General features: G+C 70.2%; 17 protein-coding genes and 3 rRNA genes. 2 read left to right on the forward strand and 18 right to left on the reverse strand.

Annotated features, from left to right (window positions below; genetic code table 11):
* Positions 1–4: 4 nt before the first annotated feature.
* The 8 genes from OF852_RS04540 to OF852_RS04575 form a co-directional block, all read right to left on the reverse strand.
* Complete coding sequence (locus tag OF852_RS04540) at positions 5–1,033, reverse strand: HAD-IIA family hydrolase (protein ID WP_271120620.1); 1,029 nt, start codon at positions 1,031–1,033, stop codon at positions 5–7.
* Positions 1,008–1,679 (reverse strand): hypothetical protein, encoded by a 672-nt coding sequence (locus OF852_RS04545; protein ID WP_271120621.1) that lies wholly within the window; start codon positions 1,677–1,679, stop codon positions 1,008–1,010. The genes OF852_RS04540 and OF852_RS04545 overlap by 26 nt, the downstream gene beginning before the upstream one ends.
* Positions 1,680–2,536: 857 nt before the next feature.
* A 5S ribosomal RNA gene (gene rrf / locus OF852_RS04550) occupies positions 2,537–2,653 on the reverse strand.
* Positions 2,654–2,760: 107 nt separating this feature from the next.
* Positions 2,761–5,876: ribosomal RNA gene (locus OF852_RS04555) — 23S ribosomal RNA — on the reverse strand.
* Positions 5,877–6,299: 423 nt separating this feature from the next.
* Positions 6,300–7,825 (reverse strand): 16S ribosomal RNA (locus OF852_RS04560).
* The 16S, 23S and 5S rRNA genes sit together here, the layout of an rRNA operon.
* A gap of 555 nt (positions 7,826–8,380) precedes the next feature.
* Positions 8,381–10,027, reverse strand: a complete 1,647-nt coding sequence (locus tag OF852_RS04565) for a hypothetical protein (protein ID WP_271120622.1) — start codon at positions 10,025–10,027, stop codon at positions 8,381–8,383.
* 95 nt (positions 10,028–10,122) lie between these two features.
* Positions 10,123–11,427: a tyrosine--tRNA ligase gene (gene tyrS, locus OF852_RS04570; RefSeq protein ID WP_271120623.1), complete on the reverse strand. Its 1,305-nt coding sequence runs from the start codon at positions 11,425–11,427 to the stop codon at positions 10,123–10,125.
* A gap of 9 nt (positions 11,428–11,436) precedes the next feature.
* Positions 11,437–12,327 carry a DUF817 domain-containing protein gene (locus tag OF852_RS04575; protein ID WP_271120624.1) on the reverse strand — a complete coding sequence of 297 codons (891 nt, stop codon included), beginning with the start codon at positions 12,325–12,327 and terminating at the stop codon, positions 11,437–11,439.
* 125 nt (positions 12,328–12,452) lie between these two features.
* On the opposite strand from OF852_RS04575, the gene OF852_RS04580 reads away from it, so the two are divergent.
* Together OF852_RS04580 and OF852_RS04585 are read left to right on the forward strand one after the other, a co-directional pair.
* Positions 12,453–13,082, forward strand: a complete 630-nt coding sequence (locus tag OF852_RS04580) for a DNA-binding protein (protein ID WP_271120625.1) — start codon at positions 12,453–12,455, stop codon at positions 13,080–13,082.
* Positions 13,079–13,654 carry a hypothetical protein gene (locus OF852_RS04585; RefSeq protein WP_271120626.1) on the forward strand — a complete coding sequence of 192 codons (576 nt, stop codon included), beginning with the start codon at positions 13,079–13,081 and terminating at the stop codon, positions 13,652–13,654. Before OF852_RS04580 ends, OF852_RS04585 begins: the two co-directional genes overlap by 4 nt.
* A 62-nt stretch (positions 13,655–13,716) precedes the next feature.
* Here the strand turns inward: OF852_RS04585 and OF852_RS04590 are convergent, their stop codons facing one another.
* The 10 genes from OF852_RS04590 to pheS form a co-directional block, all read right to left on the reverse strand.
* Entirely contained in the window at positions 13,717–14,328 is a 612-nt protein-coding gene (locus tag OF852_RS04590; RefSeq protein WP_271120627.1) for a DNA-3-methyladenine glycosylase, read from the reverse strand.
* A gap of 8 nt (positions 14,329–14,336) precedes the next feature.
* Positions 14,337–15,737, reverse strand: a complete 1,401-nt coding sequence (argH, locus tag OF852_RS04595) for an argininosuccinate lyase (RefSeq protein WP_271120628.1) — start codon at positions 15,735–15,737, stop codon at positions 14,337–14,339.
* Positions 15,738–15,762: 25 nt separating this feature from the next.
* A complete protein-coding gene (locus OF852_RS04600) occupies positions 15,763–16,923 on the reverse strand; it encodes a heparan-alpha-glucosaminide N-acetyltransferase domain-containing protein (RefSeq protein WP_271120629.1) in 1,161 nt (386 codons plus the stop codon).
* Positions 16,920–17,846, reverse strand: a complete 927-nt coding sequence (argF, locus tag OF852_RS04605) for an ornithine carbamoyltransferase (protein WP_271120630.1) — start codon at positions 17,844–17,846, stop codon at positions 16,920–16,922. Before argF ends, OF852_RS04600 begins: the two co-directional genes overlap by 4 nt.
* On the reverse strand, positions 17,843–19,102 hold the full coding sequence (locus OF852_RS04610) for an acetylornithine transaminase (RefSeq protein ID WP_442908647.1): 1,260 nt from the start codon (positions 19,100–19,102) through the stop codon (positions 17,843–17,845). The genes argF and OF852_RS04610 overlap by 4 nt, the downstream gene beginning before the upstream one ends.
* Positions 19,099–20,031 carry an acetylglutamate kinase gene (gene argB / locus OF852_RS04615; RefSeq protein ID WP_271120631.1) on the reverse strand — a complete coding sequence of 311 codons (933 nt, stop codon included), beginning with the start codon at positions 20,029–20,031 and terminating at the stop codon, positions 19,099–19,101. The genes OF852_RS04610 and argB overlap by 4 nt, the downstream gene beginning before the upstream one ends.
* Complete coding sequence (gene argJ, locus OF852_RS04620) at positions 20,028–21,185, reverse strand: bifunctional glutamate N-acetyltransferase/amino-acid acetyltransferase ArgJ (RefSeq protein WP_271120632.1); 1,158 nt, start codon at positions 21,183–21,185, stop codon at positions 20,028–20,030. Before argJ ends, argB begins: the two co-directional genes overlap by 4 nt.
* A complete protein-coding gene (argC, locus tag OF852_RS04625) occupies positions 21,182–22,225 on the reverse strand; it encodes an N-acetyl-gamma-glutamyl-phosphate reductase (protein WP_271120633.1) in 1,044 nt (347 codons plus the stop codon). The genes argJ and argC overlap by 4 nt, the downstream gene beginning before the upstream one ends.
* Before the next feature lie 228 nt (positions 22,226–22,453).
* Positions 22,454–24,931 carry a phenylalanine--tRNA ligase subunit beta gene (gene pheT, locus OF852_RS04630; protein ID WP_271120634.1) on the reverse strand — a complete coding sequence of 826 codons (2,478 nt, stop codon included), beginning with the start codon at positions 24,929–24,931 and terminating at the stop codon, positions 22,454–22,456.
* Entirely contained in the window at positions 24,931–25,977 is a 1,047-nt protein-coding gene (gene pheS, locus OF852_RS04635; RefSeq protein ID WP_271120635.1) for a phenylalanine--tRNA ligase subunit alpha, read from the reverse strand. Before pheS ends, pheT begins: the two co-directional genes overlap by 1 nt.
* Between the last annotated feature and the right edge of the window lie 23 nt (positions 25,978–26,000).

The raw sequence follows: 26,000 nt of genomic DNA on the forward strand, positions 1-26,000 counted from the left end.
GCGCTCAAGCGTAGAGGTGCTCGTCCACCTCGAGCGCGTAGATCGCGGCACCGGAGCCCCAGATCGCCGCGGCGCCCGCACGGAGGACGTCGACCTCCGCATCCCCGCGCTCGGCGAGCCGCACCTCGCGTCCCTCGAGCTCGACCACCGCATCCCGCACCGTGAAGCGCCGCACGCCGCTCCGGCGCGAGCTGGACTCGACGGTCGCCGGATACGGCTCGTGCAGCTCGCGGAGGTCGCCGAGGATGATCGTCGGGCGCATGCTCGCGTCCGCCGCGAGCACCTGCTTCGCCTGGTCGATGCCGGTGAGCACGAGCGCCGAGCGCATGCCGGCCCGGTTCGCGCCGAGGATGTCGGTGTCGAGGCGGTCGCCGATGAAGAGGGGGCTGCTCGCGCCGAAACGCCGCGTCGCGGCCTCGAAGATCGCGAGCTCCGGCTTGCCCGCCACGACGGGCAGGCGGCCGACCGCGCTGTGCACGGCCGAGACGAGCGTGCCGTTGCCGGGCGCGATGCCCCGCTCGACGGGAATCGACCAGTCCGTGTTCGTCGCGACCCACGGGATGCCGTCGTCGCCGCCGGCGAGCGCGAAGGACGCCTCCGCGAGATCCGTCCAGCCGACGTGCGGCGCGAAGCCCTGGATCACGGCGGCCGGCTCGTCGAGCGCGGAGCGCGTGACCGCGAAGCCCGCCTTCTCGACCTCGTCGACGAGCCCGTCGCCCCCGACGACGAGGATGCGGGAGCCCGCCGGCACGAGATCCGCGAGGAGCACGACCGCGGCCTGCGGGGAGGTCACGACATCGTCCGCCGTGACGCTCAGCCCGAGCTCGGCGAGGTGCCCCGCGACCGAGGCGGCGGTGCGCGAGGCGTTGTTCGTGAGGTAGCCGACACGTCGCCCATCGGCGGCGCGCTCGAGGCTCTCGACCGCGTGCGGAATGGCGTGAGGACCCTTGTAGACGACGCCGTCGAGATCCGCGAGGACCAGATCGACGCCGTCGAGCGGGGTCGGCTCAGTCTTCGTCCGACGGAACGGCATCCGCGTCGTCCTCTCGCTCGACCGGCAAGGCGGACGGCTCGTCCGGCTGCGCCGGGATCGCCTCGACCTCGTCAGCCTCCGGCCCCTCCTCCTCGACCACGTCGACCGTCTCGTCCTCGTCGGCCGCAGCGGCATCGTCGAGCGCCGCCTCGGCGCGCTCCGCGCGCGCCAGCCATTCCGCGGCCTCCTCGCCGCGCCCGAGCTCCTCCAGCACGGTCGCGTAGGCGGCGAACAGCGCGGGACTCCAGCTGAAGGCGCGGTCGGGGTCGAGCTGCGGGATCTGCAGCTCGCCGAGCGCCGCCTCCGGCTGCTCAAGATCGAGACGCGCGCCCGACATCGCGATCGCGAGCGAGACCTGCACCGCGACGTCGAGCTGCGCGCGCGGCACGGAGCGGCCGAGCTCCAGGGCGCGGTCGGGTCGGCCGACACCGCGCTCGGAGTCGACCATGAGCGGCAGCTGGTCGTTGCTGCCGCTGATGCGGCGGTGGGTGCGCAGCTCCCGGAGCGCGAGCGCGAAGTCGCCGGTCGCATACGCCGTGATCGCGACGGTCTCGCGGACGACGCCGACACGGCCGGCGCGGCGGGATGCGGCGAGGGCGTGGCGGTGCGCGAGCGCCGGGTCCTCGTCGATCAGGCGAGCCGCCATCGCGAGGTGCTTCGCGACGCCGTCGGCGTTGTCCTTGCTCAGCGTCTTGAGCTCGGCGCGGGCGCCCTTGTCGAGATCCCGCGCGCTGACGTCCTCGGGCAGCTCCGGGTCGTCGTGACGCGGACGGACCTCATCGGGATCGCGCGGCGGGCCCGAGACGCGCTCGCGCTGCTGCCACGGCCGGTCCCCACCGCCACGGAACGGGCGGTCGCCGTCGCGCTGCGGCCGATCCCCGCCACGGACCGGACGGCCGCCATCGCGTTGCGAGCGATCCCCACCACGGAACGGCCGGTCCGAGTGCTGGGGCCGATCTCCGTTCCGGAGGGGACGGTCACCCGAGCGCTGCGGTCGATCCCCACCGCGGTACGGGCGATCCCCGTCACGCTGCGGACGCGAACCGCCGCGAATCGGACGATCCCCGTCCCGCTGCGGACGCGAACCACGGTCGCGGAAGTCCCGATCACCACCGCGGAACGGACGATCCCCATCACGCTGCGGACGGGAACCGCCCTGGCGGAAGTTCCGGTCGCCGCTGCGCTGCGGACGATCTCCGCTACGGAACGGACGATCTCCGTCGCGCGGCGCGCGATCGCCTCCGCGGAACGGACGGCGCTCGTCGTCGCGCGGCGTGCCCGATCGCCGCGGACGGTCGCCGTCACGGCCCGGGCGCTGCGCGTCTCGGCGCGCGGGTCGGCCCCCGTCTCGCTGCGGACGGTCGCGGCGCGGCTCACGCCGGTCGCGCTCGGAACGCTCGTCGTCGCTCATGGGGATCTTCCTGTCTCGGCGTGGGCAGCGCGCATGCGATGCCTGTTAACGCGAAATGGCCACCCATTGCTGGGTGGCCATCTCACAAAGAAGTCCGGCGGTGTCCTACTCTCCCACGAGGTCCCCCTCGCAGTACCATCGGCGCTGAAGGTCTTAGCTTCCGGGTTCGGAATGTAACCGGGCGTTTCCCCTTCGCTATGGCCGCCGAAACACTATTGATTTGTGTCGTTTGCGGACAGATCGAATGATCTGAATCGCAGCTCCCGACCGTAAATCGAGAACCACAAAGTGGACGCAAGCAGCATTTGAATACTGTGTTATCAAGTTATCGGCTTATTAGTACCGGTCAGCTTCATGGGTCTTTAGTCCCCACTTCCACATCCGGCCTATCAACCCAGTCGTCTGGCTGGGAGCCTCTCCCCCGAAGGGATGGAAATCTCATCTTGAAGCCGGCTTCCCGCTTAGATGCTTTCAGCGGTTATCCGTTCCGAACGTAGCTAATCAGCGGTGCTCCTGGCGGAACAACTGACACACCAGAGGTTCGTCCATCCCGGTCCTCTCGTACTAGGGATAGATCTTCTCAAATTTCCTACGCGCGCAGCGGATAGGGACCGAACTGTCTCACGACGTTCTAAACCCAGCTCGCGTACCGCTTTAATGGGCGAACAGCCCAACCCTTGGGACCTACTCCAGCCCCAGGATGCGACGAGCCGACATCGAGGTGCCAAACCATGCCGTCGATATGGACTCTTGGGCAAGATCAGCCTGTTATCCCCGAGGTACCTTTTATCCGTTGAGCGACAGCGCTTCCACAAGCCACTGCCGGATCACTAGTCCCGACTTTCGTCCCTGCTCGAGCCGTCACTCTCACAGTCAAGCTCCCTTGTGCACTTACACTCGACACCTGATTGCCAACCAGGTTGAGGGAACCTTTGGGCGCCTCCGTTACTTTTTGGGAGGCAACCGCCCCAGTTAAACTACCCACCAGGCACTGTCCCTGAACCGGATTACGGTTCGAAGTTAGACATCCAGAGCGACCAGAGTGGTATTTCAACAATGACTCCACGAACACTGGCGTGCCCGCTTCAAAGTCTCCCACCTATCCTACACAAGCCGCACCGAACACCAATACCAAGCTGTAGTAAAGGTCACGGGGTCTTTCCGTCCTGCTGCGCGTAACGAGCATCTTTACTCGTAGTGCAATTTCGCCGAGTTCGCGGTTGAGACAGCTGGGAAGTCGTTACGCCATTCGTGCAGGTCGGAACTTACCCGACAAGGAATTTCGCTACCTTAGGATGGTTATAGTTACCACCGCCGTTTACTGGGGCTTAAATTCAAAGCTTCGCCGAAGCTAACCTCTCCTCTTAACCTTCCAGCACCGGGCAGGCGTCAGTCCGTATACATCGTCTTGCGACTTCGCACGGACCTGTGTTTTTAGTAAACAGTCGCTTCCCACTGGTCTCTGCGGCCCTGCAGCGCTTCACGGAGCAAGTCCGATCACGCCTTAGGCCCCCCTTCTCCCGAAGTTACGGGGGCATTTTGCCGAGTTCCTTAACCACGATTCTCTCGATCTCCTTGGTATTCTCTACCTGACCACCTGAGTCGGTTTGGGGTACGGGCGGCTGGAACCTCGCGTCGATGCTTTTCTCGGCAGCATAGGATCACCGACTTCGTCTTACGACTCCGCTCGAGTGTCTCGGGGTATATGAGAGACGGATTTGCCTATCTCTCCCCCTACGCACCTGCACCGGGACAACCATCGCCCGGCTTCGGCTACCTTCCTGCGTCACACCTGTTAATACGCTAGCCGCACCAGCATGGGGTCGAGCGTTAGGCCGGCAGCTTCACCCCGAAGGGATCCGTCAACCGGATTAGGACTCTTAGCACCACTGGATTAGCTTGGGCGGTTCTTCGCCGGTACGGGAATATCAACCCGTTGTCCATCGACTACGCCTGTCGGCCTCGCCTTAGGTCCCGACTTACCCAGGGAAGATTAGCTTGACCCTGGAACCCTTGGTCTTTCGGAGGACATGTTTCTCACATGTCTTTCGCTACTCATGCCTGCATTCTCACTCGTGTAGCGTCCACGGCTGGATCACTCCGCCGCTTCACTCGCCACACGACGCTCTCCTACCGATCCGCACGGCTGGACCACGAAGGCCTACCAAATATGCGAATCCTACGACTTCGGCGGTGTGCTTGAGCCCCGTTACATTGTCGGCGCGGAATCACTTGACCAGTGAGCTATTACGCACTCTTTCAAGGGTGGCTGCTTCTAAGCCAACCTCCTGGTTGTCTCTGCAACTCCACATCCTTTCCCACTTAGCACACGCTTAGGGGCCTTAGTCGGTAGTCTGGGTTGTTTCCCTCTCGACGATGAAGCTTATCCCCCACCGTCTCACTGCTGCGCTCTCACTTACCGGCATTCGGAGTTTGGCTGACGTCAGTAACCTTTTGGGGCCCATCGGCCATCCAGTAGCTCTACCTCCGGCAAGAAACACGCAACGCTGCACCTAAATGCATTTCGGAGAGAACCAGCTATCACGAAGTTTGATTGGCCTTTCACCCCTATCCACAGCTCATCCCCTCGGTTTTCAACCCAAGTGGGTTCGGCCCTCCACGACGTCTTACCGTCGCTTCAGCCTGGCCATGGATAGATCACTTCGCTTCGGGTCTAGGGCATGCGACTCATTCGCTCTATTCGAACTCGCTTTCGCTACGGCTGCCCCTCACGGGTTAACCTCGCCACATACCACTAACTCGCAGGCTCATTCTTCAAAAGGCACGCTGTCACCCCTGCTAGGGAGGCTCCAACGGTTTGTAAGCAAACGGTTTCAGGTACTATTTCACTCCCCTCCCGGGGTACTTTTCACCTTTCCCTCACGGTACTTGTCCGCTATCGGTCATCTGGGAGTATTTAGGCTTACGAGGTGGTCCTCGCAGATTCACACGGGATTTCTCGGGCCCCGTGCTACTTGGGATGATCTCCGCCGCTGCGCGACATTTCGACTACGGGACTGGCACCCACTGTGGTCGGCCTTTCAATGCCGTTCGTCTATATCGCGCATGTCAACGTGAACTTCGGCAGAAGTTCGTGAGAGTCCCACAACCCCGACCATGCAACGCCTGCCGGCTATCACACATGATCGGTTTGGCCTGTTCCGGTTTCGCTCGCCACTACTAACGGAATCGCGGTTGCTTTCTCTTCCTGTGGGTACTGAGATGTTTCACTTCCCCACGTTCCCTCTACCCGCCCTATATATTCAGGCGGGAGTCACTGGGTCGCACAAGTACGCCCAGCGGGGTTTCCCCATTCGGACATCCTCGGATCAGGGCTCGCTTATCAGCTCCCCGAGGCTTATCGCAGATTGCTACGTCCTTCTTCGGCTCCAGATGCCAAGGCATCCACCGTTTGCTCTTAGAAACTTGACTACATGAGTATTCAGAATCGATCGCCGCAGCTCGAAGGCTGCGGAGATTGACCAATGATCTATAAATCAGATCATCATTGACTCTCGATCGCGCTCCGAAGAGCTCGATCGCGAATCTAAGATGCTCGCGTCCACTGTGTAGTTCTCAAAATACGGGCGGTACTCCGTCGGCTGCGGCATCAAGCCGCAGCGTCCGAAGTCCAGAGAGTCGTCATCGTCGGGCAAGCCGGCGATGTCCGGTCCCTCAGGACCCAACAGCGTGCATGCCCCGCGCCTCCCCTGTCGATCCGTTCCTGTCCCGAGGGACGTACTTGGATCTCGAGGTTCAGCCCGAGGCCTATGTCAATGTTCCACCCATGAGCTCCACCTGAGAACGATCGTCTCAGTGTGGCTCTGTCACTCCGAGGAGTGCAGTGCTCCTTAGAAAGGAGGTGATCCAGCCGCACCTTCCGGTACGGCTACCTTGTTACGACTTAGTCCTAATTACCGATCCCACCTTCGACGGCTCCCTCCACAAGGGTTGGGCCACCGGCTTCGGGTGTTACCGACTTTCATGACTTGACGGGCGGTGTGTACAAGGCCCGGGAACGTATTCACCGCAGCGTTGCTGATCTGCGATTACTAGCGACTCCGACTTCATGAGGTCGAGTTGCAGACCTCAATCCGAACTGAGACCGGCTTTTTGGGATTCGCTCCACCTTACGGTATTGCAGCCCTTTGTACCGGCCATTGTAGCATGCGTGAAGCCCAAGACATAAGGGGCATGATGATTTGACTTCATCCCCACCTTCCTCCGAGTTGACCCCGGCAGTCTCCTATGAGTTCCCACCTTGACGTGCTGGCAACATAGAACGAGGGTTGCGCTCGTTGCGGGACTTAACCCAACATCTCACGACACGAGCTGACGACAACCATGCACCACCTGTATACGAGTGTCCAAAGAGTTGACTATTTCTAGCCCGTTCTCGTATATGTCAAGCCTTGGTAAGGTTCTTCGCGTTGCATCGAATTAATCCGCATGCTCCGCCGCTTGTGCGGGCCCCCGTCAATTCCTTTGAGTTTTAGCCTTGCGGCCGTACTCCCCAGGCGGGGCGCTTAATGCGTTAGCTGCGACACGGAAACCGTGGAATGGTCCCCACATCTAGCGCCCAACGTTTACGGCGTGGACTACCAGGGTATCTAATCCTGTTCGCTCCCCACGCTTTCGCTCCTCAGCGTCAGTTACGGCCCAGAGATCTGCCTTCGCCATCGGTGTTCCTCCTGATATCTGCGCATTCCACCGCTACACCAGGAATTCCAATCTCCCCTACCGCACTCTAGTTTGCCCGTACCCACTGCAAGCTGGAGGTTGAGCCTCCAGTTTTCACAGCAGACGCGACAAACCGCCTACGAGCTCTTTACGCCCAATAATTCCGGATAACGCTTGCACCCTACGTATTACCGCGGCTGCTGGCACGTAGTTAGCCGGTGCTTTTTCTGCAGGTACCGTCACTTTCGCTTCTTCCCTACTAAAAGAGGTTTACAACCCGAAGGCCGTCGTCCCTCACGCGGCGTTGCTGCATCAGGCTTGCGCCCATTGTGCAATATTCCCCACTGCTGCCTCCCGTAGGAGTCTGGGCCGTGTCTCAGTCCCAGTGTGGCCGGTCACCCTCTCAGGCCGGCTACCCGTCGTCGCCTTGGTGAGCCGTTACCTCACCAACTAGCTGATAGGCCGCGAGTCCATCCTTGACCGAAGTTCTTTCCAGCTCCTGGAGATGCCTCCGAAGCTCGTATCCGGTATTAGACGTCGTTTCCAACGCTTATCCCAGAGTCAAGGGCAGGTTACTCACGTGTTACTCACCCGTTCGCCACTGATCCAGAAGGAGCAAGCTCCCTCTTTCACCGTTCGACTTGCATGTGTTAAGCACGCCGCCAGCGTTCATCCTGAGCCAGGATCAAACTCTCCGTAAATGTTTGATTGCACGACCAGCGAACTGGCCGGCACATCGTGTGCCGCAGCTGCCGAGGAAAATCGGTGGGCTGCGACGAGTTGATCTGACTAAAGGATTGTCTACTGACAATCCGTCAATCCAAAGGAATCTCTACGACTGATCAGATCAGCCGACGAGGTAATTTGGCATTTGACATAGTGCACGCTGTTGAGTTCTCAAGGATCGGACGCTCCTGATCGTCAGCCTCTCGGCTTCTGTCTCAGGGCAACTGTCCTAACTTACCACCGCGTCGGTCTCTGTCAAACCGACTCGCCGCGATCCTGAGACCGCGTCTGGCGATGGATTCCCCATCCTAGGTCGATGCCCAAGCCGGTGCAAGTTGAACCTGCTGGCTGGCTTTCGCCTGGTTGGAGTTGGTCCCTCTTGAGGCCGGGGGCGAGGCCTTCAGGCCTTCCGCTCTCCCGCACCTTTGGGGTGACGAGTGATTACTTTACGCAGGGGCCAGGCACTCGCCAAATCGCGGTGCATCCCGGGCGTGTCGCGACCAACTCCCCCGAGATTCCGGGCCTCGCGGTCACGGGCAGTAGCTGCGCTGCCAGGCGACGAGCGTGCCGCGCGCGGCGAGCGCGCTCATCCGGTCCCGGTTCGCGGCGTCCTCGATCGTCCGGCTCGCGGCGACGGACTCGCGGATCGCGGCGCCGGCGTCGGCCACTTGGGTGGCCGCGGCCGCGACCGGCTCGGGCGAGATCGCGGCGACCGCGGTCCAGCGCTCGCCGAACGCGTCCATCGCCCGGATCGAGGACCGGACCGTGCCCTCGACCGCCGGCCAGCCGAGATCGGCGGACAGCAACGAAGGATCCTGCTCGACCGCTCCGCAGAAGGCGGCGCTCGCCCGGACCACCTCGTCGTGCGCGAGCTGATCCGAGATCGCTCCCGCGGCGACGGCGCCGCCGGCGGCGGCGGCGCCCGACATCACGACGCCGAGCACCGCGGAGATCGCGACGACCTTCGGGACGAAACCTCGACGGCGGCGGCTCATCACCCCGCGGGTCGCGCTGTAGACGACGCCGATCGGCGGGAGCAGCAGCGAGAAGACGACCGAAAGCCGATCGGCCTGCGTCGGCCGGCCGTCGTCGACCTCGACCGACGGCGTGAGGCCGAAGGCGAAGCCCGACGGCGCGGGCTCATCGCGGGATCGGGCGCCACCGGCTGCGGGAGCTGGCGACGACGCGGAGGCGGCGGCGATCGGCGCAGCGGGAGGCTGCGGCGCCGGAGCGGGGTCGGGCGCGAGCGGTGCGGCGAGGGGTGCCGCGACCTCCGACCGCGGCTCGCCCTCCTCGAAGAGCTCGTCGAAGACCGCGAGGCTCTGGGCCTCCTCGGCCGCGAGCGCCTCGGTCGGCGCCGGCGCCCGGACGAATGCCCCGGCCTCGGCGGGAAGATGCCAGCCGGTCTCGGGCGAGGCCGGCTCCTCGAGCGGGACCGGCATCGCGGCCGTCTCGAGCGGGAGCTCGTCGGCGGGCGAGAGTGCCGGCGCGGGTGGGGAGAGCGGGGCGGCGGGCGTCGCGGCCGCCGGCCCCGGCATGCGCCCGGGCTCGGGCGGCGCGACCGCGAAGGCCGGCTCCGGCGCGATCGGCTCGGCGGGCGCAGGGCGCGTTGCAGCGGGCTCGACGGCCCTCGGCGCCTGCCCCGCGGGCTCCTGGCTCCTCGGCTCAGGCGCGATCTGCTCAGGTGCCACCTGCTCGGGCGCTGCCTGCTCGGGTGCGGCGAAGGCGGCGAAGGTCGCCGCATCCCAGTCGTGCACGGCCGGGGCCGTCGGTGCGGCCGGCGCCGGCGCGGACTCCGCGGCGAAGGGCGGCGGGAACGACGGCGGCGGCGCGTCGAAGAAGCTCGGGGCCGGATCGGGCGTCGGCTGCGGCGGGAAGACGGCGCCGCCGAAGGGGGCCGGATCGGGCGTCGCGGCGTGCGGCGCCGCCGAGAAGGGGGCGGGCGACGGCGCACGGTCGGCGGGCTCGACGGGCGAGGCGGCGGCCGCCTCGCCGGAGAAGGGCGCGTGCGGCGCATCCGGGACGGGCGGCGGGGCGCTCAGCCACGGCGCCGGGTCGCCGACGACGGGCGCCGCATCCACATCGCGGACCGAGCCGAAGGATGGCATCGACCCGCGCTCCGGGGGCGCGCTCGATCCCGCGTCGTCCGTGCTCCACTCGCCTGAGGTCTCGTGCATGCTCCCCGCCGTTCGCTCTCCGCGGCCATGCTATGTGAGGAATGTCACGGACCGGCGACGCCGACGGCCCCCGCGTGGCGCGTCTTCGGGGGGCATCAGCCCAGGACGACGCCCGCCAGGGTGCGCTTGCCGCGGCGCAGGATCGCGACCCCGCCCGGGAGGGACGCCTCGCCCAGCACGGCATCCTCCGCCGTCACCTTCGCGTTGTCGACCGAGACCCCGCCCTGCTGGATCGCGCGTCGCGACTCCCCCAGGCTCGACGTCAGGCCCGTGTCGACGAGCAGCTGCGCGACGCTGGCGCCGGGCTGGGCCGTCGTGCTCGGGAGCTCCGCGACCGCCGCCCGCAGCGTCGCGGGATCGAGCGCCGCGAGATCGCCCTGCCCGAACAGGGCGGTGCTCGCGGCGACCGCCGCGCGGGTCGCCGCCTCGCCGTGCACCGTCGCGGTGACCTGGAAGGCGAGCGCGCGCTGGGCCGCCCGCCGGAACGGCTCCGCCTCGACGGCGCGCTCGAGCTCCTCGATCGAGGCGCGGTCGAGGAAGGTGAAGATCTTGAGCCGGGTCGCGACGTCGCGGTCGTCCGTGTTGAGCCAGAACTGGTACATGGCGTACGGGCTCGTCATCTCGGCGTCCAGCCAGATGGCGTTGCCCTCGCTCTTGCCGAACTTCGTGCCGTCGCTGTTCGTGATGAGCGGGGTGCCGAGCGCGTGCGCCGAGCGCCCCTCCGCCCGGTGGATGAGATCCGTGCCGCCGACCAGGTTGCCCCACTGGTCGCTGCCGCCCGTCTGCAGCACGACGCCGTGCTGCCGGTGCAGCTCGAGGAAGTCCATCGCCTGGAGCACCTGGTAGCTGAACTCGGTGTAGCTGATGCCGGCCTCGCTGTTGAGGCGGGCGCTCACGGCATCCTTCTTGATCATCGTGCCGACCCGGAAGTGCTTGCCGACCTCGCGCAGGAAGTCGATCGCCGAGAGCGGCGCCGTCCAGTCGAGGTTGTTCACGATCGTCGCCGGGTTCGCGCCCCCGAAGTCGAGGAAGCGCTCCACCTGGGCGCGCAGGCGGCCCACCCACTCCGTCACCGTCTCCGGCGCGTTGAGCGTGCGCTCCGCCGTCGGGCGGGGGTCGCCGATCAGCCCCGTCGAGCCGCCGACGAGCCCGAAGGGCCGGTGGCCGGCGAGCTGGATGCGGCGCATCGTGAGCAGCTGCACGAGATTGCCGAGGTGCAGGCTCGGCGCCGTCGGGTCGAAGCCGCAGTAGTAGGCGATCGGCTCCCCGGCGAGCAGGGCCTTGAGCTCCTGCGGATCGGTCGAGACGTGGACCAGCCCGCGCCAGACGAGCTCCTCCCAGACGTCCTCGAAAGCCGGGTCGAGCGCGGGCTCGGCGAGCTGGTCTGCGGGGTCGTGCACCCGGCAAGACTACCGGCTCGGGCCCATGCCGCCGGGCGCGGCCGCCGCATCCCGATCCGGCCCCTCGGGCGGCGCGACCCAGGTCACGAGCACGACCGAGATGATCATGAGCAGGAACCAGGAGCCGAGCTTCGCGACGCCCACCGGCTGCCATCCCGCCAGCTGATCGGGGTATGCCCAGGCTCCGCCCCAGGTCGCGAGGTTCTCGGCGAGCCAGATGAACAGCGCCACGCCGAGGAAGGAGGCCAGGATGTGGAGCCGGAACGTGCGGCGGAGCACGCGCACGTGCATCGTCGTCGGCCACCAGAGCGCGACCACCGCCGCCATGAGGACCCATCGGGCGTCCGGCAGCCAGTGGTGGGTGTAGAAGTTCGCGTAGATGAGCGCCGCCAGGATCGCCGTCGCCCAGCGCGGCGGGTAGCGCTCGAATCGCAGGTCGAAGAGCCGGACCACGCGCACCATGTAGGAGCCGACCGCGGCGTACATGAAGCCGCTGAAGAGGGGGACGCCGGCGATCCGCAGCACGCCCTCGCCGTCGTAGGTCCAGGAGCCGACGTCGGTCTTGAAGAGCTCCATCGCCGTGCCGACGAGGTGGAAGAGCAGGATCACCCGGAGCTCGCGGAGCGTCTCGAGGCGGCCGAGGAGCATGCCGGCCTGGATCGCGACCGCCGCGAGGGTGAGGGCGTCGTTGCGGGCGAGCGCCGCACCCTCGGGGTACCAGAGGCGGGAGGCGAGGATCGCGACGAGGAGCAGCGCGCCGAACAGGCAGGCCCAGGCCTGCTTCGCGCCGAAGACGAGGACGGCGACGAGGACGCGACGGAGCCCATCGGCCGGCGCGGCGTCGATGAGCCGGTGGGCGAGCGCGTCGATGCGCTGCTCGACGGGGGTGAATCGCACCATGCCGGCATCCTCCCCTCGTGCGCTGGGCGACGGCGGCGAGCGCCCTCAGGGCTCGGGCCTTGATCACGAGAAGTGAAGGGTTTAGCCTTGATATCGCGGAATCAAGCCAGAGGCCTGGAGGAGTCATGTACGTCATCACGGCCGACCAGATCGGGAGCCGACGCGGCGCCGACCTCGTCGAGGGGGCGCTCGCCGCGCTCCGCCGGGTCGGCGGCGAGCACCTCCCCCTGCCGCCCGAGCGCACCGCCGGCGACGAGGTACAGGCGATCGTCAACGCCCCGCGCGCGGCCCTCGACCTCGTCCTCGAGCTCGCGCGCGACGAGCACTGGAGCATCGGCCTGGGGATCGGCCCTGTGCGGACCCCGCTCCCCGACAGCACGCGCGCCGGCGCCGGCGAGGCCTTCGTGCTCGCGCGGGAGGCCGTCGAGCAGGCGAAGCGGCGGCCCAGCCGATTCCGCCTCCGGATCGCCGACGGCGCCGCCCACCGCGACGCCGACCTCGAGCCGCTCATCGACCTCCTCCTGCTCCAGCGCGAGCGGCGGAGCGAGGAGGGCTGGGAGCTGCACGACCTCCTCGCCGAGGGCATCAGCCAGCAGGAGGCCGCCCGGCGGCTCGCCATCACCCCGCAGGCCGTCAGCCAGCGGGCCCGGACCGCGCAGCTGCGCACCGACGACGCCGCGCGCGCCGCACTCGAGCGGCTGCTCGACGCCGCCGAGCGCACCGTCGGCGTCGTCCAGGAGGAGGAGACCCCGTGACCGCACTCTGGATCGTCCAGCTCGCGCTCGTCATCGCATCCATCGCCCTCGCGCTCGCCCTCCCCCGGGCGAGGCGGCCCCTCGCGGCGCTGCTCGGCGCCGTGCCGATCGTGCTCGGGGTGCTGCTGCTCGTCTTCGACGCGCAGCCGCTCGCGCCGGCGCCCGCGTGGGGCGCCGTGCTGTCGCTCGCCTTCGCGCTGCTCGGCATCGTCGCCGGCTCCCCCGCCGCGAGCCTCGTGCTCGACTGGGCCGAGCGGGGCGAGCCGGCACCGCGCGGGAAGCACGGCGGGATCATGATCCTCGCGAAGCGGGAGAGCGGCGAGGCGCGGGTCGAGGTGCTGCGCGGCGGCGCCGCCGTCGGCTACCTCGAGCGGACCGCCATCGTCGCGGCCGTCGTGCTCGGCCGGCTCGAGATCGCCGCCGCCGTCATCGCGATCAAGGGGCTCGGCCGGTTCTCCGACCTCGAGAGCGCGGAGGCGCGCGAGCGGTTCATCATCGGCACGCTCGCGAGCATGCTCTGGGCGGGCGCCTGCGCGGGACTCGCGATCGCGCCGTCCGGACTGCTCGGGTAGGGGTCGGCCGGGTCTCGACACGCGTCCGCTTCGCGGGCGCTCCTCGAGCGGCGGAGGCGGCGTCAGCGGCGGCGCGGGCTGTGTGCGCGGTAGGGCGAGACGGTGGGGTCGGCGTCGATGCGGAAGCGCCACGGGTAGCTGTCGAGGCCGCCGTCGCCCGAGACGCCCGTGCGCGGGCCCGAGCGGATCCGGGAGTCCGGGACCGGGACCGCCGGCAGCTCCAGCGCGAAGGGCTCGTGGAGGGCGCTCGCGCCGGAGTCGGCCAGGGTCAGCCCGAGCGCCGTCGCGAGCCGGGCCGGGCCGCGGGCCAGATCCGCGTCCTCCCGCGAGGTGCTGCGCCGGGCGCGTGCCGCATCCCGCCCCTCCACGATCTCGCCGCCGCGCAGCAGCACCGCCGAGGCCGCGCCATCCGGCGAGCACACGATGTTCGCGCAGGCGTGCATGCCGTAGCTGAGGTACACGTAGAGGTGCCCGGGCGGCCCGAACATGGGTGCGGTCCGCGGCGTCCGGCCGCGGTGCGCGTGCGAGCCCGGGTCCTCGCCGACGCCGAGGTAGGCCTCCACCTCGGTGAGGCGCACCGCCGCCCCGCGGCCGCGGAGCACCGCGCCGAGCAGGCGGGGCGCGACCTCCGTCGCGGGGCGGGCGAGGAACGCCGCGAGCTCGGCGGCCGTCATCTGACGGCTCAGCCCGCCGCGAGCGCGCGCACCCGCTCCGTGAGGAGGGCGAGCTGCTCCGCGACCCGCTCCGGCGCGGTGCCGCCGACGCCCGAGCGGCTCGCGATCGAGCCCTCGACCGTGAGGACGGCCCGGACCGAGCCGTCGAGACGGGGATCGATCGAGGCGTAGTCCTCGTCGCTCGGCTCGTCGAGCTCGATGCCGCGCGCCTCGCAGAGCCGGACGAGCGCGCCCGAGATCTCGTGCGCCTCGCGGAAGGGCACGCCCCGGCGCACGAGGTGGTCGGCGACATCCGTCGCGAGCGAGAAGCCCTGCGGAGCGAGCTCCGCCATGCGGTCCGTGTCGAACTCGAGCGTCGCCACCATGCCGGTGAAGGCGGGGAGCAGCACCTCGAGGGTCTCCACCGAGTCGAAGACGGGCTCCTTGTCCTCCTGGAGGTCGCGGTTGTACGCGAGCGGGAGCGCCTTGAAGGTCGCGAGGAGGCCGCTGAGGTTGCCGATCAGCCGACCCGACTTGCCCCGCGCGAGCTCCGCGATATCCGGGTTCTTCTTCTGCGGCATGATCGACGAGCCCGTCGAGAAGGCGTCGTGGAGGCGGATGAAGCGGAACTCGCGCGTCGCCCAGAGGATGATCTCCTCCGCGAAGCGGGAGACGTCGATGCCGATCTGCGCCGCGATGAACGCGAACTCCGCCGTCACGTCCCGGCTCGAGGTCGCATCGACCGAGTTGGGCATGGGCTCGCCGAGGCCGAGCTCCGCCGCGATCGGACGGGGGTCCAGGCCCAGCGCGCCGCCTGCGACGGCGCCCGCGCCGTACGGCGACTCCGCTGCGCGCACCCGCCAGTCGCGGAGGCGCTCGAGGTCGCGGACGAGCGGCCACGCGTGCGCGAGCAGGTGATGTGCGAGCAGCACCGGCTGCGCGTGCTGGAGGTGGGTGCGGCCGGGCATGACGGCGCCCTCGTGGGCGGCCGCCTGGGCGGCGATGGCATCCACGAGCTGCGTGACCAGGTGCGCGATCGTCGCGGCGTGGTCGAGGAGGTAGAGGCGGCCGAGGGTCGCGATCTGGTCGTTGCGGCTGCGCCCGGCGCGGAGGCGGCCGCCGAGCTCGGGGCCTGCGATCGCGACGAGCTCGCGCTCGAGCGCGAAGTGCACGTCCTCGTCGGACTCGAGCGGGCGGACGCGCCCCGACTCGACGCCCTCGAGCAGCTCCGACAGCGCCTCGAGCATGCGCCGCAGCTCGTCCGCGTCGAGGAAGCCCGCCGCGGCGAGCGCCTTCGCGTGGGCTCGGGACCCCTGGATGTCGTAGGCCGCGAGGGACCAGTCGAAGTGGGTCGAGCGGCTGAGCGCCGCCAGCTCGGGCGAGGGGCCGTCCGCGAAGCGGGCGCCCCAGAGCGCGCCGGATGATGCCATGAGTGCTGCCTTTCCGTCGAGAAGTCTAGAGTCGCGAGCCGGGGTCGCCGCGCCGGAGCCGCCGCGCGGCATCCCCCGAGGCCAGGTCGGCGACGAGCGCGAGGAGGCGCTCCACGGGCCCGCGGCCGAGGAGCACCATCCACAGCGCGCAGGCGGCGAGCGCCACGGCCGAGAAGGCGAGCCACGCGGACTGGTCCTCCTGCGTCCCCGCCGTCCCGAGGAGCGCCGCGATCGCGAGGAGGTGCCCGATGTAGGCGGAGAGCGGCATCGAGCCGAGCGCCGCGAGCGGGAGGAGCGGCCAGCGCAGCGACCGCGCGATCGCGAGGCAGAGCGCGAGCGCCGCGAGCGCGAAGCCCGTCGAGCCGAGCACCTCGAAGGGGCTGCCCGAGTGAGGCGCGATCGTGAGCAGCGCGCCGAGGCGCTCGAGCGCCTCCGATCCTGGACCCGTCGTCTGCGCGGCGCCGAAGGGCCCCGCCGCACTCGCCGCGAGCGCGCCCCCGAGGCCGTAGCCGAGCCCCATCAGCGCGAGGCCGGCGACCGCCAGCATGACGCGGACGCGCAGGGACCGGAGATCGAGGCGGCCGACCGCCATCCCCGTGAGCACGAAGGACATCCAGATCGGCACCGGGTAGACGCCGAGGAGCAGCGGGTCGAGGCTGCCCGCGGTGTCCGGCCCGACCAGGGTCACCGCGACCGGGGCGAGGAGCGCGAGCGCGGCCGAGCCGGCGAGCAGCCAGCGCACCCGCACGCCGAGGACGAGCACCGAGAGCACGAAGAGCGCGCCGTAGACGGGCAGGATGACGGCGACGCCCGTGCCGAGCAGCTCGAGCAGGAGGCCGAGGAGGAGCACCGTGCCGCCGCGCGCGAGGACCCGCAGGCGCGCGCGGAGCAGCGCCTCGCCCCGGACCGGCGCCGCGCCCCCCGAGAGGATCGCGATCGAGACGCCCGCGAGGAGCGCGAAGAGGATCGCCGAGCGCCCGTCGACGATCGCCGTCCAGGTCTCCGGCCGCGTCGCATCCAGCTCCTCGGCCGTCACGCCGACATGCGCCCCGAACATGCCGAGGACGGCGAGGCCGCGGGCCAGATCCACCCCGAGGATCCGAGGCGGGCGCCCGAAGGCGGCGAGGCGCGCGCGGATCGCCGCCGCCCATCCCGCGGACGGCGTCGCGAGCGCCGCCCCGGTCACCCCACCCGCTCGAGGAGCCAGACGAGGAGCGCCTTCTGCGCGTGGAGGCGGTTCTCCGCCTCGTCCCAGATGACGCTCTGCGGCCCGTCGATGACGGAGGCCTCGACCTCGTAGCCGCGATCGGCGGGGAGGCAGTGGAGGAAGACCGCATCCGGCTTCGCGAGCGTCATGAGCTCCTCGGTGACCTGGTAGCCGCCGAAGGTCGCGACGCGGTGCGCCTTCTCGTCCTCCTTGCCCATCGACACCCAGGTGTCGGTGACGACGACGTCCGCACCGGCGACCGCCTCCTGCGGGTCGGTGTACAGGACGACCGAGCCGCCCGTCTCGAGCGCTCGGCGATCGGCGTCCGCGACGACCGCATCCGAGGGGGCGAACTCGGCCGGCGAGGCGAGGCGCACGTGCATGCCCGCCGTCGCGCCCGCGAGCAGGTAGCTCTGCGCCATGTTGCTCGCGCCGTCGCCCAGGAAGGTGACCGTGAGCCCGGCGAGGGCGCCCTTGTGCTCGCGGATCGTGAGGAGGTCGGCGAGGAGCTGGCAGGGGTGGAAGTCGTCGCTCAGGGCGTTCACGACCGGCACGCGCGTACCCGCCGCCATCTCCTCGAGCCCCGACTGGGCGTAGGTGCGCCACACGATCGCCGAGACCATCCGCTCGAGCACGCGAGCGGTGTCGGAGGGCGTCTCCTTGCCGCCGAGCTGGCTGTTCGCGGTCGAGATGACGAGCGGGCTGCCGCCGAGATCCGCGATCCCCACCGCGAAGCTCACGCGCGTGCGCGTCGAGGACTTGTCGAAGATGACCGCGACCGTCTGCGGGCCCGCGAGCGGCGTCGCCGACCAGCGGTCCGCCTTGAGACGCTCGGCGAGGTCGAGGATCTCGGACTGCTCGGCCTGCGTGAGGTCGTCGTCGCGGAGGAAGTGGCGGGTCATGACTCGGCTCCTTCGTCGTCGTGGGCGGCGGTGCGCGCGATGTGCTCGTCGCGCTCGCGGATCGTGGCATGGAGGGCGGTGCGGAAGCGCTCGAGGAACTCCCCGATCTCGGCGTCGCCGATCGTGAGCGGCGGCGCCAGGCGGATGCTCGTCTCGTTCGGCGCGTTGACGATGAGCCCCGCCTGGAGGGCGTGCGAGGCGATGCGCGCCGCGACCGGCTCCGTCAGCCCGATGCCGAGGAGGAGCCCTCGCCCACGCACCTCGCCGACGAGCGGCGACTCCAGCCCGAGGATCGCCTCCCCGAGCTGCTCCCCGCGGCGGCGCGCGTTGCCCACGAGGTCGGCGCGCTCGATCTCGGCCATGACGGCATCCGCCGTCGCCGTCGCGAGCGGGTTGCCGCCGAAGGTCGAGCCGTGATGCCCGGTCTGGAAGAGCTCGCTCGCCGCGCCGAAGGTCACGAGGGCGCCGATCGGGACGCCGCCGCCGATGCCCTTCGCGAGCGTGATCGCGTCGGGCGTGATCCCGGCGTGCTGGAAGCCGAACCACTCCCCCGTGCGGCCGGCACCCGTCTGGATCTCGTCGACCACGAGGAGGACGCCGTGGCGGCTCGTGAGCTCGCGCGCGGCGCGGAGGTACTCGTCGGAGAGCGGCACGACTCCGGCCTCGCCCTTGATGGGCTCGAGGAACAGCGCCGCGACGTCCGGCCCGATCGCCCGCTCGAGGGAGGCGATCTCCGAGTCGAGGTGCTCGATCCCCGGCATGAGCGGCTCGAAGTCGCGCCGGAGCGCCGGCTTCCCGGTCAGCGCGAGCGAGCCCGTCGTGCGCCCGTGGAACGAGTTCTCGAGCGCGAGGATGCGGGGCCGCCCGGTCAGGCGGGCCAGCTTCAGCGCCGCCTCGATCGCCTCCGCCCCGGAGTTGCCGAAGAACACGCGCGAGCCGCCGGACAGCCGGCAGAGCCGCTCCGCCAGGGCGATCTGCGGCCGGGTCGCGAAGTAGTTCGAGACGTGCGCGACGGCGGAGGCCTGCCGCGCCACGGCATCCACGAAGACCGGATGGGCGTGACCGAGGGCGTTGACCGCGATCCCGGCGAGGAAGTCGAGGTACTCGCGCCCGTCGGCATCCGTCACATGGGCGCCCTCGCCGCGCTCGAGCACCAGCCAGGGTGCCGGCGTCGAGCGCATGATGACCTCGTGCCAGCGCTCGGCCAGTGCGGCCCCCTCGGTCCCGGTCTGGTCCGTCGTCTCCGCGCCGCTCATGCCGGCACCACCTCCGTGCCGATGCCGGCGTCCGTGAACATCTCGAGCAGGATCGAATGCGGCCGACGGCCGTCGATGATCGCCGCCTTCGCGACGCCGCCCTCGACCGCCTCCAGGCACGCCGCCATCTTCGGGATCATGCCGCTCTCGAGCGACGGCAGCAGGGCCGCGAGCTCGCGCACGTCGATCACCGAGACGAGGGAGTCGCGATCGGGCCAGTCGCGGTAGAGCCCCGCCACATCCGTCAGGACCACGAGCTTCGCCGCGCCCAGCGCGACGGCGAGGGCCGCCGCCGCGGAGTCCGCGTTGACGTTGAGGGAGGCGCCCGGCTCGTCGAGGTCGGGCGCGATCGAGGAGACGACCGGGATGCGGCCGGCCTCGAGCTCGGCGAGCACCGCCGCCGGATCCACCTCGACGACGTCGCCGACCTGGCCGATGTCGACGAGCTCGCCGTCGACGACGACCCCGCGCCGGCGGCCGCGGAACAGCCCCGCGTCCTCCCCCGAGATGCCGGAGGCGAGCGGGCCGTGCTCGTTGATGAGGCTCACGAGCTCGCGGCTGACCTGGCCCGTGAGGACCATGCGCACGACATCCATCGCCTCTCTCGTCGTCACCCGGTAGCCGCCCGTGAACTCGCTCGCGATGCCGAGCCGCTCGAGCATGGCCGAGATCTGCGGGCCGCCGCCGTGCACCACGACCGGGCGGATGCCGACATGCCGCAGATAGACCATGTCCTCCGCGAAGGCGCGCTGCAGCGCCTCGTCGACCATGGCGTTGCCGCCGAACTTCACGACGACGGTCTCGCCCGCGAAGCGCTTGAGCCACGGGAGGCTCTCGACGAGGGTCAGCGCCTTCGCCTCGGCGCCCGCCATGCGGTCGGCGACCGGGCTTACCGGCGCAGTCTCGAATCCGGGGTCCTCGGTGCTCATGAGCTGTACGCGCTGTTCTCGTGGACGTAGTCGTGGGTGAGGTCGTTCGTGAGGATCGTGGCGTGCTCGAGCCCCGCCTTGAGGTCGACGAGCACGTGGACGGCGCGCGGCGCGAGGTCGACCTCGTCTCGCGGACGATCCGGCGCGCCCGCCGAGCAGACGCGCACGCCGTTCATCGACACGTCGACCGAGTAGGGGTCGAAGTCGGCGGAGGTCGTGCCGATCGCGGCGAGGACGCGGCCCCAGTTGGGGTCGTTGCCGAAGATCGCGGCCTTGAAGAGGTTGTTGCGCGCGATCGAGCGGCCCACCTCGACCGCGTCGTCCTCGCTCGAGGCGCCGACGATCTCGATCTCGATGTCGTGGCTCGCGCCCTCGGCGTCCGACTGGAGCTGCCGGGAGAGCTCGATGCAGAGACGCGCGAGCGCCGCCCGGAACTCCTCCCGATCCGGCTGGATGCCGCTCGCGCCGCTCGCCAGCAGCGTGACCTGGTCGTTCGTCGACATGCAGCCGTCGCTGTCGAGTCGGTCGAAGCTCACCCGGGTGGCGGCGCGGAGCAGCTCATCGAGCTGCGAGCCGTCGAGGACCGCATCCGTCGTGATCACGACGAGCATCGTCGCGAGGCCCGGCGCGAGCATGCCCGCCCCCTTCGCCATCCCGCCGATCGTCCAGCCCGAGGGCGCCCGGTGCACGGCCGTCTTCGGGCGGGAGTCGGTCGTCATGATCGCGCGCGCGGCATCCTCGCCGCCCTGCGCCGACAGGCGCGCCGCCGCCGAGGTGACGCCCGAGACCAGCCGCTCGCGGTCCAGCTGCTCGCCGATGAGGCCCGTCGAGCAGACGAGGACGTCGCCCGCGGAGACGCCGGGCACCCGCGCCGCGACCGCCTCCGCCGTCTGATGGGTCGTGAGGAAGCCCTCCGCGCCGGTGAAGCAGTTCGCGCCGCCCGAGTTGAGGACGACCGCGTCGACCGTGCCGTCCTGGATCACCTGCTCCGACCACAGGATGGGGTTCGCCTTCGCGCGGTTCGAGGTGAAGACGGCGGCGCCCGACTTGAGCGGCCCGCGGTTCACGACGAGGGCGAGATCGAGGGCGCCGTTCGACTTGAGGCCCGCGACGACGCCGGCCGCCTCGAAGCCCTGTGCTGCGGTGACGGTCACGGGGCGACTCCGTTCACGGGGAGGGCGAGCGTCTCGGGGAGGCCGAGCGCGAGGTTCGCGGCCTGGATCGCCTGCCCGGCGGTCCCCTTCACGAGGTTGTCGATCGCGCTCACCGCGACGACGCGGCCGGCGCGCTCGTCGACCGCGAGGCCCACGAGGCAGGTGTTCGCGCCCGTCGCATCCCCGGAGGCGGGGAACGCGCCCTCGGGCAGCAGGTGCACGAAGGGCTCCTCGGCGTAGGCGGCCTCCCAGGCGGCGCGCACCGCGGACGCGTCGGCGCCCGGCGCGAGGCGCGCCGTCGAGGTCGCGAGGATGCCGCGCGACATCGGCACGAGGACGGGGGTGAAGGAGATGGTCGGCTCACCACCGCCCGCGGTGCGGAGGTTCTGCACGATCTCGGGCGTGTGCCGGTGGACGCCGCCCACCTGGTACGCGGAGGCGGAGCCGAGGATCTCGCTCGCGAGCAGGTTCGCCCTGAGCGCGCGACCCGCGCCGCTCGGCCCGACCGCGAGGACCGACACGAGATCCACCGGCTCGATCAGGCCGGCGGCGATGCCCGGCTGGAGGCCGAGGGTGATCGAGGTGACGTTGCAGCCCGGGACCGCGATGCGACGGGCGCCCGCGAGCTCGTCGCGCCGACGGCCGCCCGGCGTGATGAGCTCGGGGAGGCCATAGGCCCAGGAGCCCGCCCACTCGCCGCCGTAGTAGTCGGCCCAGTCGGACGCGCGCTCGAGGCGATGGTCGGCGCCGCAGTCGAGGACGAGCACGTCGTCCGGGAGCTGTGCCGCGAGCGCGCCCGAGGCGCCGTGCGGGAGGGCGAGGAACACAACATCGTGTCCCGCGAGGACCTCGGGGGCGGTCGGCTGGAGCACGAGGTCCGCGAAGGACACGAGGTGCGGGTGGACGGCGAGGAGCGGCTGGCCGGCGTTCGAGTGCGCGGTGACCGTGCGCACCTCGAGCTCGGGGTGCTGGGCGAGGAGCCGGAGCAGCTCGCCGCCGGCGTAGCCGCTCGCGCCGGCGACGGCGACGGAGAGGGACATGGCGCTTCCTTGGGGTGATCGACGGGGACGGAACGGAGCCGGCGTCGTCGCGCGAGACCCAGGGGTCAGCGGCGGGACGACGCCCCGATTCGGCGCGCACGGCGAAGGCGGAGCTCAGCGCCCCGGAAGCCCTCGAATGCGGTGTCCACGAGGATCACCCTACTGCGCTCGGCGGGCGCGGGGCGAATCCGGCGGGCGGCCGCCGCCCGCCCGCCGGGCCGCATCGCGCTACTCGCGCAGCGTCGCGCCGTGTCGCTCCGTCGCGAGCGCGAGACCGGCGAGCTTCGCCTCGCTCGCCTCCGCGGCCGTGAGCGTGCGGTCGGCCGCGCGGAAGCGGAGCGCGAAGGTGAGCGACTTCTCGCCCTCCTCGAGTCCTCGGCCACGGTAGTCGTCGACGAGCGAGATCGCCTCGAGCAGCTCGCCCGCGCCCTCGCGCACCGACGCGAGCACCTCGCCCGCGGGGACCTCCGCGCGGACGACGAGCGAGAGGTCCTGCGTCGCCGCCGGCAGCGTCCCGATCGGCCGCGCGCGGAGCTCGCTCGGCGCGAGCGCCACCAGCCGGTCGAGGTCGACCTCGGCGAGCGCCACGATGCGGGGCAGGTCGAGCTCGGCCGCGAGCGACGGGAGCAGCTCGCCGGCGACGCCGACGACCTCCTCGCCCACCAGGATCGACGCCGTCCGCCCCGGGTGCAGCGCGGGATGCGAGCCCTGCACGACGCGGACCTCGGCGCCGACCGAGCGGGCGAGGATGCGGACCGAGTCGAGCGCGTCGGCGAGGCCCGCGGGCTCCGCCGCCGCGCCCGGCTGCTTCGCGCGCGACTCGCCGAGCGCGAGCGTGCCCACCCGCCAGGACTGCGCGGGGATGCCGGCCTCGAGCTCCGAGAGCACCTGGTCGCCCGGGCGCGCGGCGCCCTCGGGGATGCCGTCGGTGCCGTGCGCCGCATCCCGCTCGGGCAGGAACACCGTGCCGAGCTCGACGAGCGAGAGGTCGGTGAGGCCGCGACCGAGGTTGCGGCGCGCGATCTCGAGCATGCCGGGCAGCAGCGTGCGCCGCAGGAACGGCACCTGCGCGTCGAGCGCGTTCGCGAGCTGCACACCGCGCTCACCCGGCGTGAAGCGCTCGAGCGTCGCCTGCGAGACGAAGGGGTACGCGAGCACCTCGACGGCGCCGGCGTCGGCGAGCGCCTGCACGGCCTGGCGGCGGAGGCGCTGCTCGCGTGCGAGGCCGCGACCCGGGGGCGCGACCGGGAGCACCGAGGGGATCCGGTCGTAGCCCGTGATGCGGGCGACCTCCTCGATCAGCGTCGCCGGATCCGTCAGGTCCGGGCGCCAGCTCGGCGGCGTCACGAGAAGCCGGTCGCCCTGCTCCTCGACCTCGGCGCCGATGAGCCGCAGCGAGCCGACGACCTCCTCGCGCGCGTAGTCGACGCCGACGAGGCGCTCCGGAGCCCGCGCGTCGAGCTCGATCCGCGCCGCGGGGGCCGAGGCGTCGTAGACGGCGCCGAGCCGATCCGCGGTGCCGCCGGCCAGGGTCACGAGCAGCTCGACGACGCGCGCGGCGCCCGCGCGCGACACGGCGGGGTCGATCCCGCGCTCGTAGCGCTTCGCGGCCTCGCTCGGGAGCTTGTGCCGACGGACCGTGCGGCTGATGGTGACCGGATCCCAGATCCCCGCCTCCACGAGCACGTCGCGCGTCGTCTCCGACATCTCGGTCGACTCGCCGCCCATGACGCCCGCGAGCCCGACGGCGCCGGAGTCGTCGGCGACCACGAGATCCGCCGGATCCAGCGTCCGCCGCCGTCCGTCGAGGGTGACGAGCTCCTCGCCCGGCTCCGCACGGCGGATCACGAGTCCGCCCGCGAGCTTCTCCAGGTCGTAGCCGTGGATCGGCTGGCCGAGCTCGAGCATGACGTAGTTCGTGATGTCCACCGCGAGCGAGATCGAGCGGATGCCGGCGAGCTGCAGCCGGGCGCGCATCCACGGCGGTGTGGGACGCGCGGGATCGATGCCGCGCACGACCCGGGCCGTGAAGACGGAGCAGCCCGCGCGACCGCGGATCGGCGCCTCGTCCCGGATCTCCACCGGGAAGCCCTCGCCGTCCTCGATCGCCACGAGCGCGGGGTCGCGGAAGGCCGCGCCGGTCGCATGCGAGTACTCGCGCGCGACGCCGCGGATCGAGAAGGCGTAGCCGCGGTCGGGCGTCACGTTGATCTCGACCGCCGCGTCCGCGAGGCCGAGCAGCTGGATCGCATCCGCGCCGGGGGCCGCGTCGATGCCGAGCTCGACGAGCCGCAGGATGCCCGCGTGATCCTCGCCGAGCCCCAGCTCCTTCGCCGAGGCGATCATGCCGTCGGACACGTGCCCGTAGGTCTTCCGCGCCGCGATCGGAAAGGGACCCGGCAGCACCGCACCCGGGAGCGTCACGACGACCTTGTCGTCGACGAGGAAGTTGCCGGCGCCGCAGACGATGCCGCGGGGCTCGTCCTCGCCGACATCAACCTGGCACCAGCGGATCGTCTTCCCGTTCTTCTGCGGCTCCTCCTCGAAGCCGAGGACCTTGCCGACCACGACCGGTCCCTCGACGCCGAAGACGTGCACGTCCTCCTCCTCGAAGCCGACGCGCACGAGCGCCGCGTGGAGGTGCTCGAGGCTCGCGTCCTCCGGGAGGTCGACCCACTCGCGGAGCCAGCTCAGCGGGATGCGCATCAGACCACCATCCCGAACTGCTCCGAGAAGCGGACATCGCCCTCGACCATGTCGCGCATGTCGTTCATCTCGTTCCGGAACTGGAGCGTGCGCTCGATCCCCATGCCGAAGGCGAAGCCCTGATAGACCTCGGGGTCGATGCCCGCGGCGAGGAGCACGTTCGGGTTGACCATGCCGCAGCCGCCCCACTCCACCCAGCGCGCACCGCCCTTCGCGTTCGGCTGCCAGACGTCCATCTCGGCGCTCGGCTCGGTGAAGGGGAAGAAGTTCGGACGGAGGCGGATCTGCGCGCCCTCGCCGAACATCGCGCGAGCGAGGTGCTCGAGCGTGCCGCGGAGGTGCGCCATCGTGAGGCCCTGGTCGATCGCGATGCCCTCGAGCTGGTGGAAGACCGGGGTGTGGGTCGCGTCGAGCTCGTCGGTGCGGTAGACCCGCCCGGGCGCCACGACGTAGACCGGCAGCTCGCGGGTGAGCAGCGAGCGAATCTGCACGGGGCTCGTGTGCGTGCGCAGCACGAGGTGCCGCTCGACCGGGTCGACGAAGAAGGTGTCCTGCATGGCGCGCGCCGGGTGGTCCTCGTCGAAGTTCAGCGCATCGAAGTTGAACCACTCGTGCTCGAGCTCGGGCCCCTCCGCGATCTCCCATCCCATGCCGACGAAGATGTCGCCCATCTGCTCCATGAGCAGGCTCAGCGGGTGGCGGGCGCCGGGGCGGCGGCGGCTGGCGACGGCCGTCACGTCCACCGACTCCGAGTCGAGGCGGGCGCGCTCCTCCGCCTCGAGCACGACCTGCTCCTGCGCCTGCAGCGCCTGGTTCACCCGCGCCCGGGCCTGGCCGACGAGCTTGCCGGCGGCGGCCTTCTGCTCGCCGGGCAGCTCGCGGATCGCGGCGTTGAAGCGCGCGAGCGGGGAGGCCTCGGCGGCGTGGGCGGTGCGGGCGGCCTTGAGCGCGGCGGAGTCGTGCGCCGCGGCGATCGCCGTCAGCGCGGACTCCACCGCATCCTGGACCGCCCGGTCGGTGATCTGCGTGGGGTCGGACACGAGCATCGAGTCTAGCGGCGGGACGGGCG

Source organism: Homoserinibacter sp. YIM 151385 (assembly GCF_027912415.1).
In the GTDB taxonomy this organism is placed as follows: Bacteria; Actinomycetota; Actinomycetes; order Actinomycetales; family Microbacteriaceae; genus Schumannella.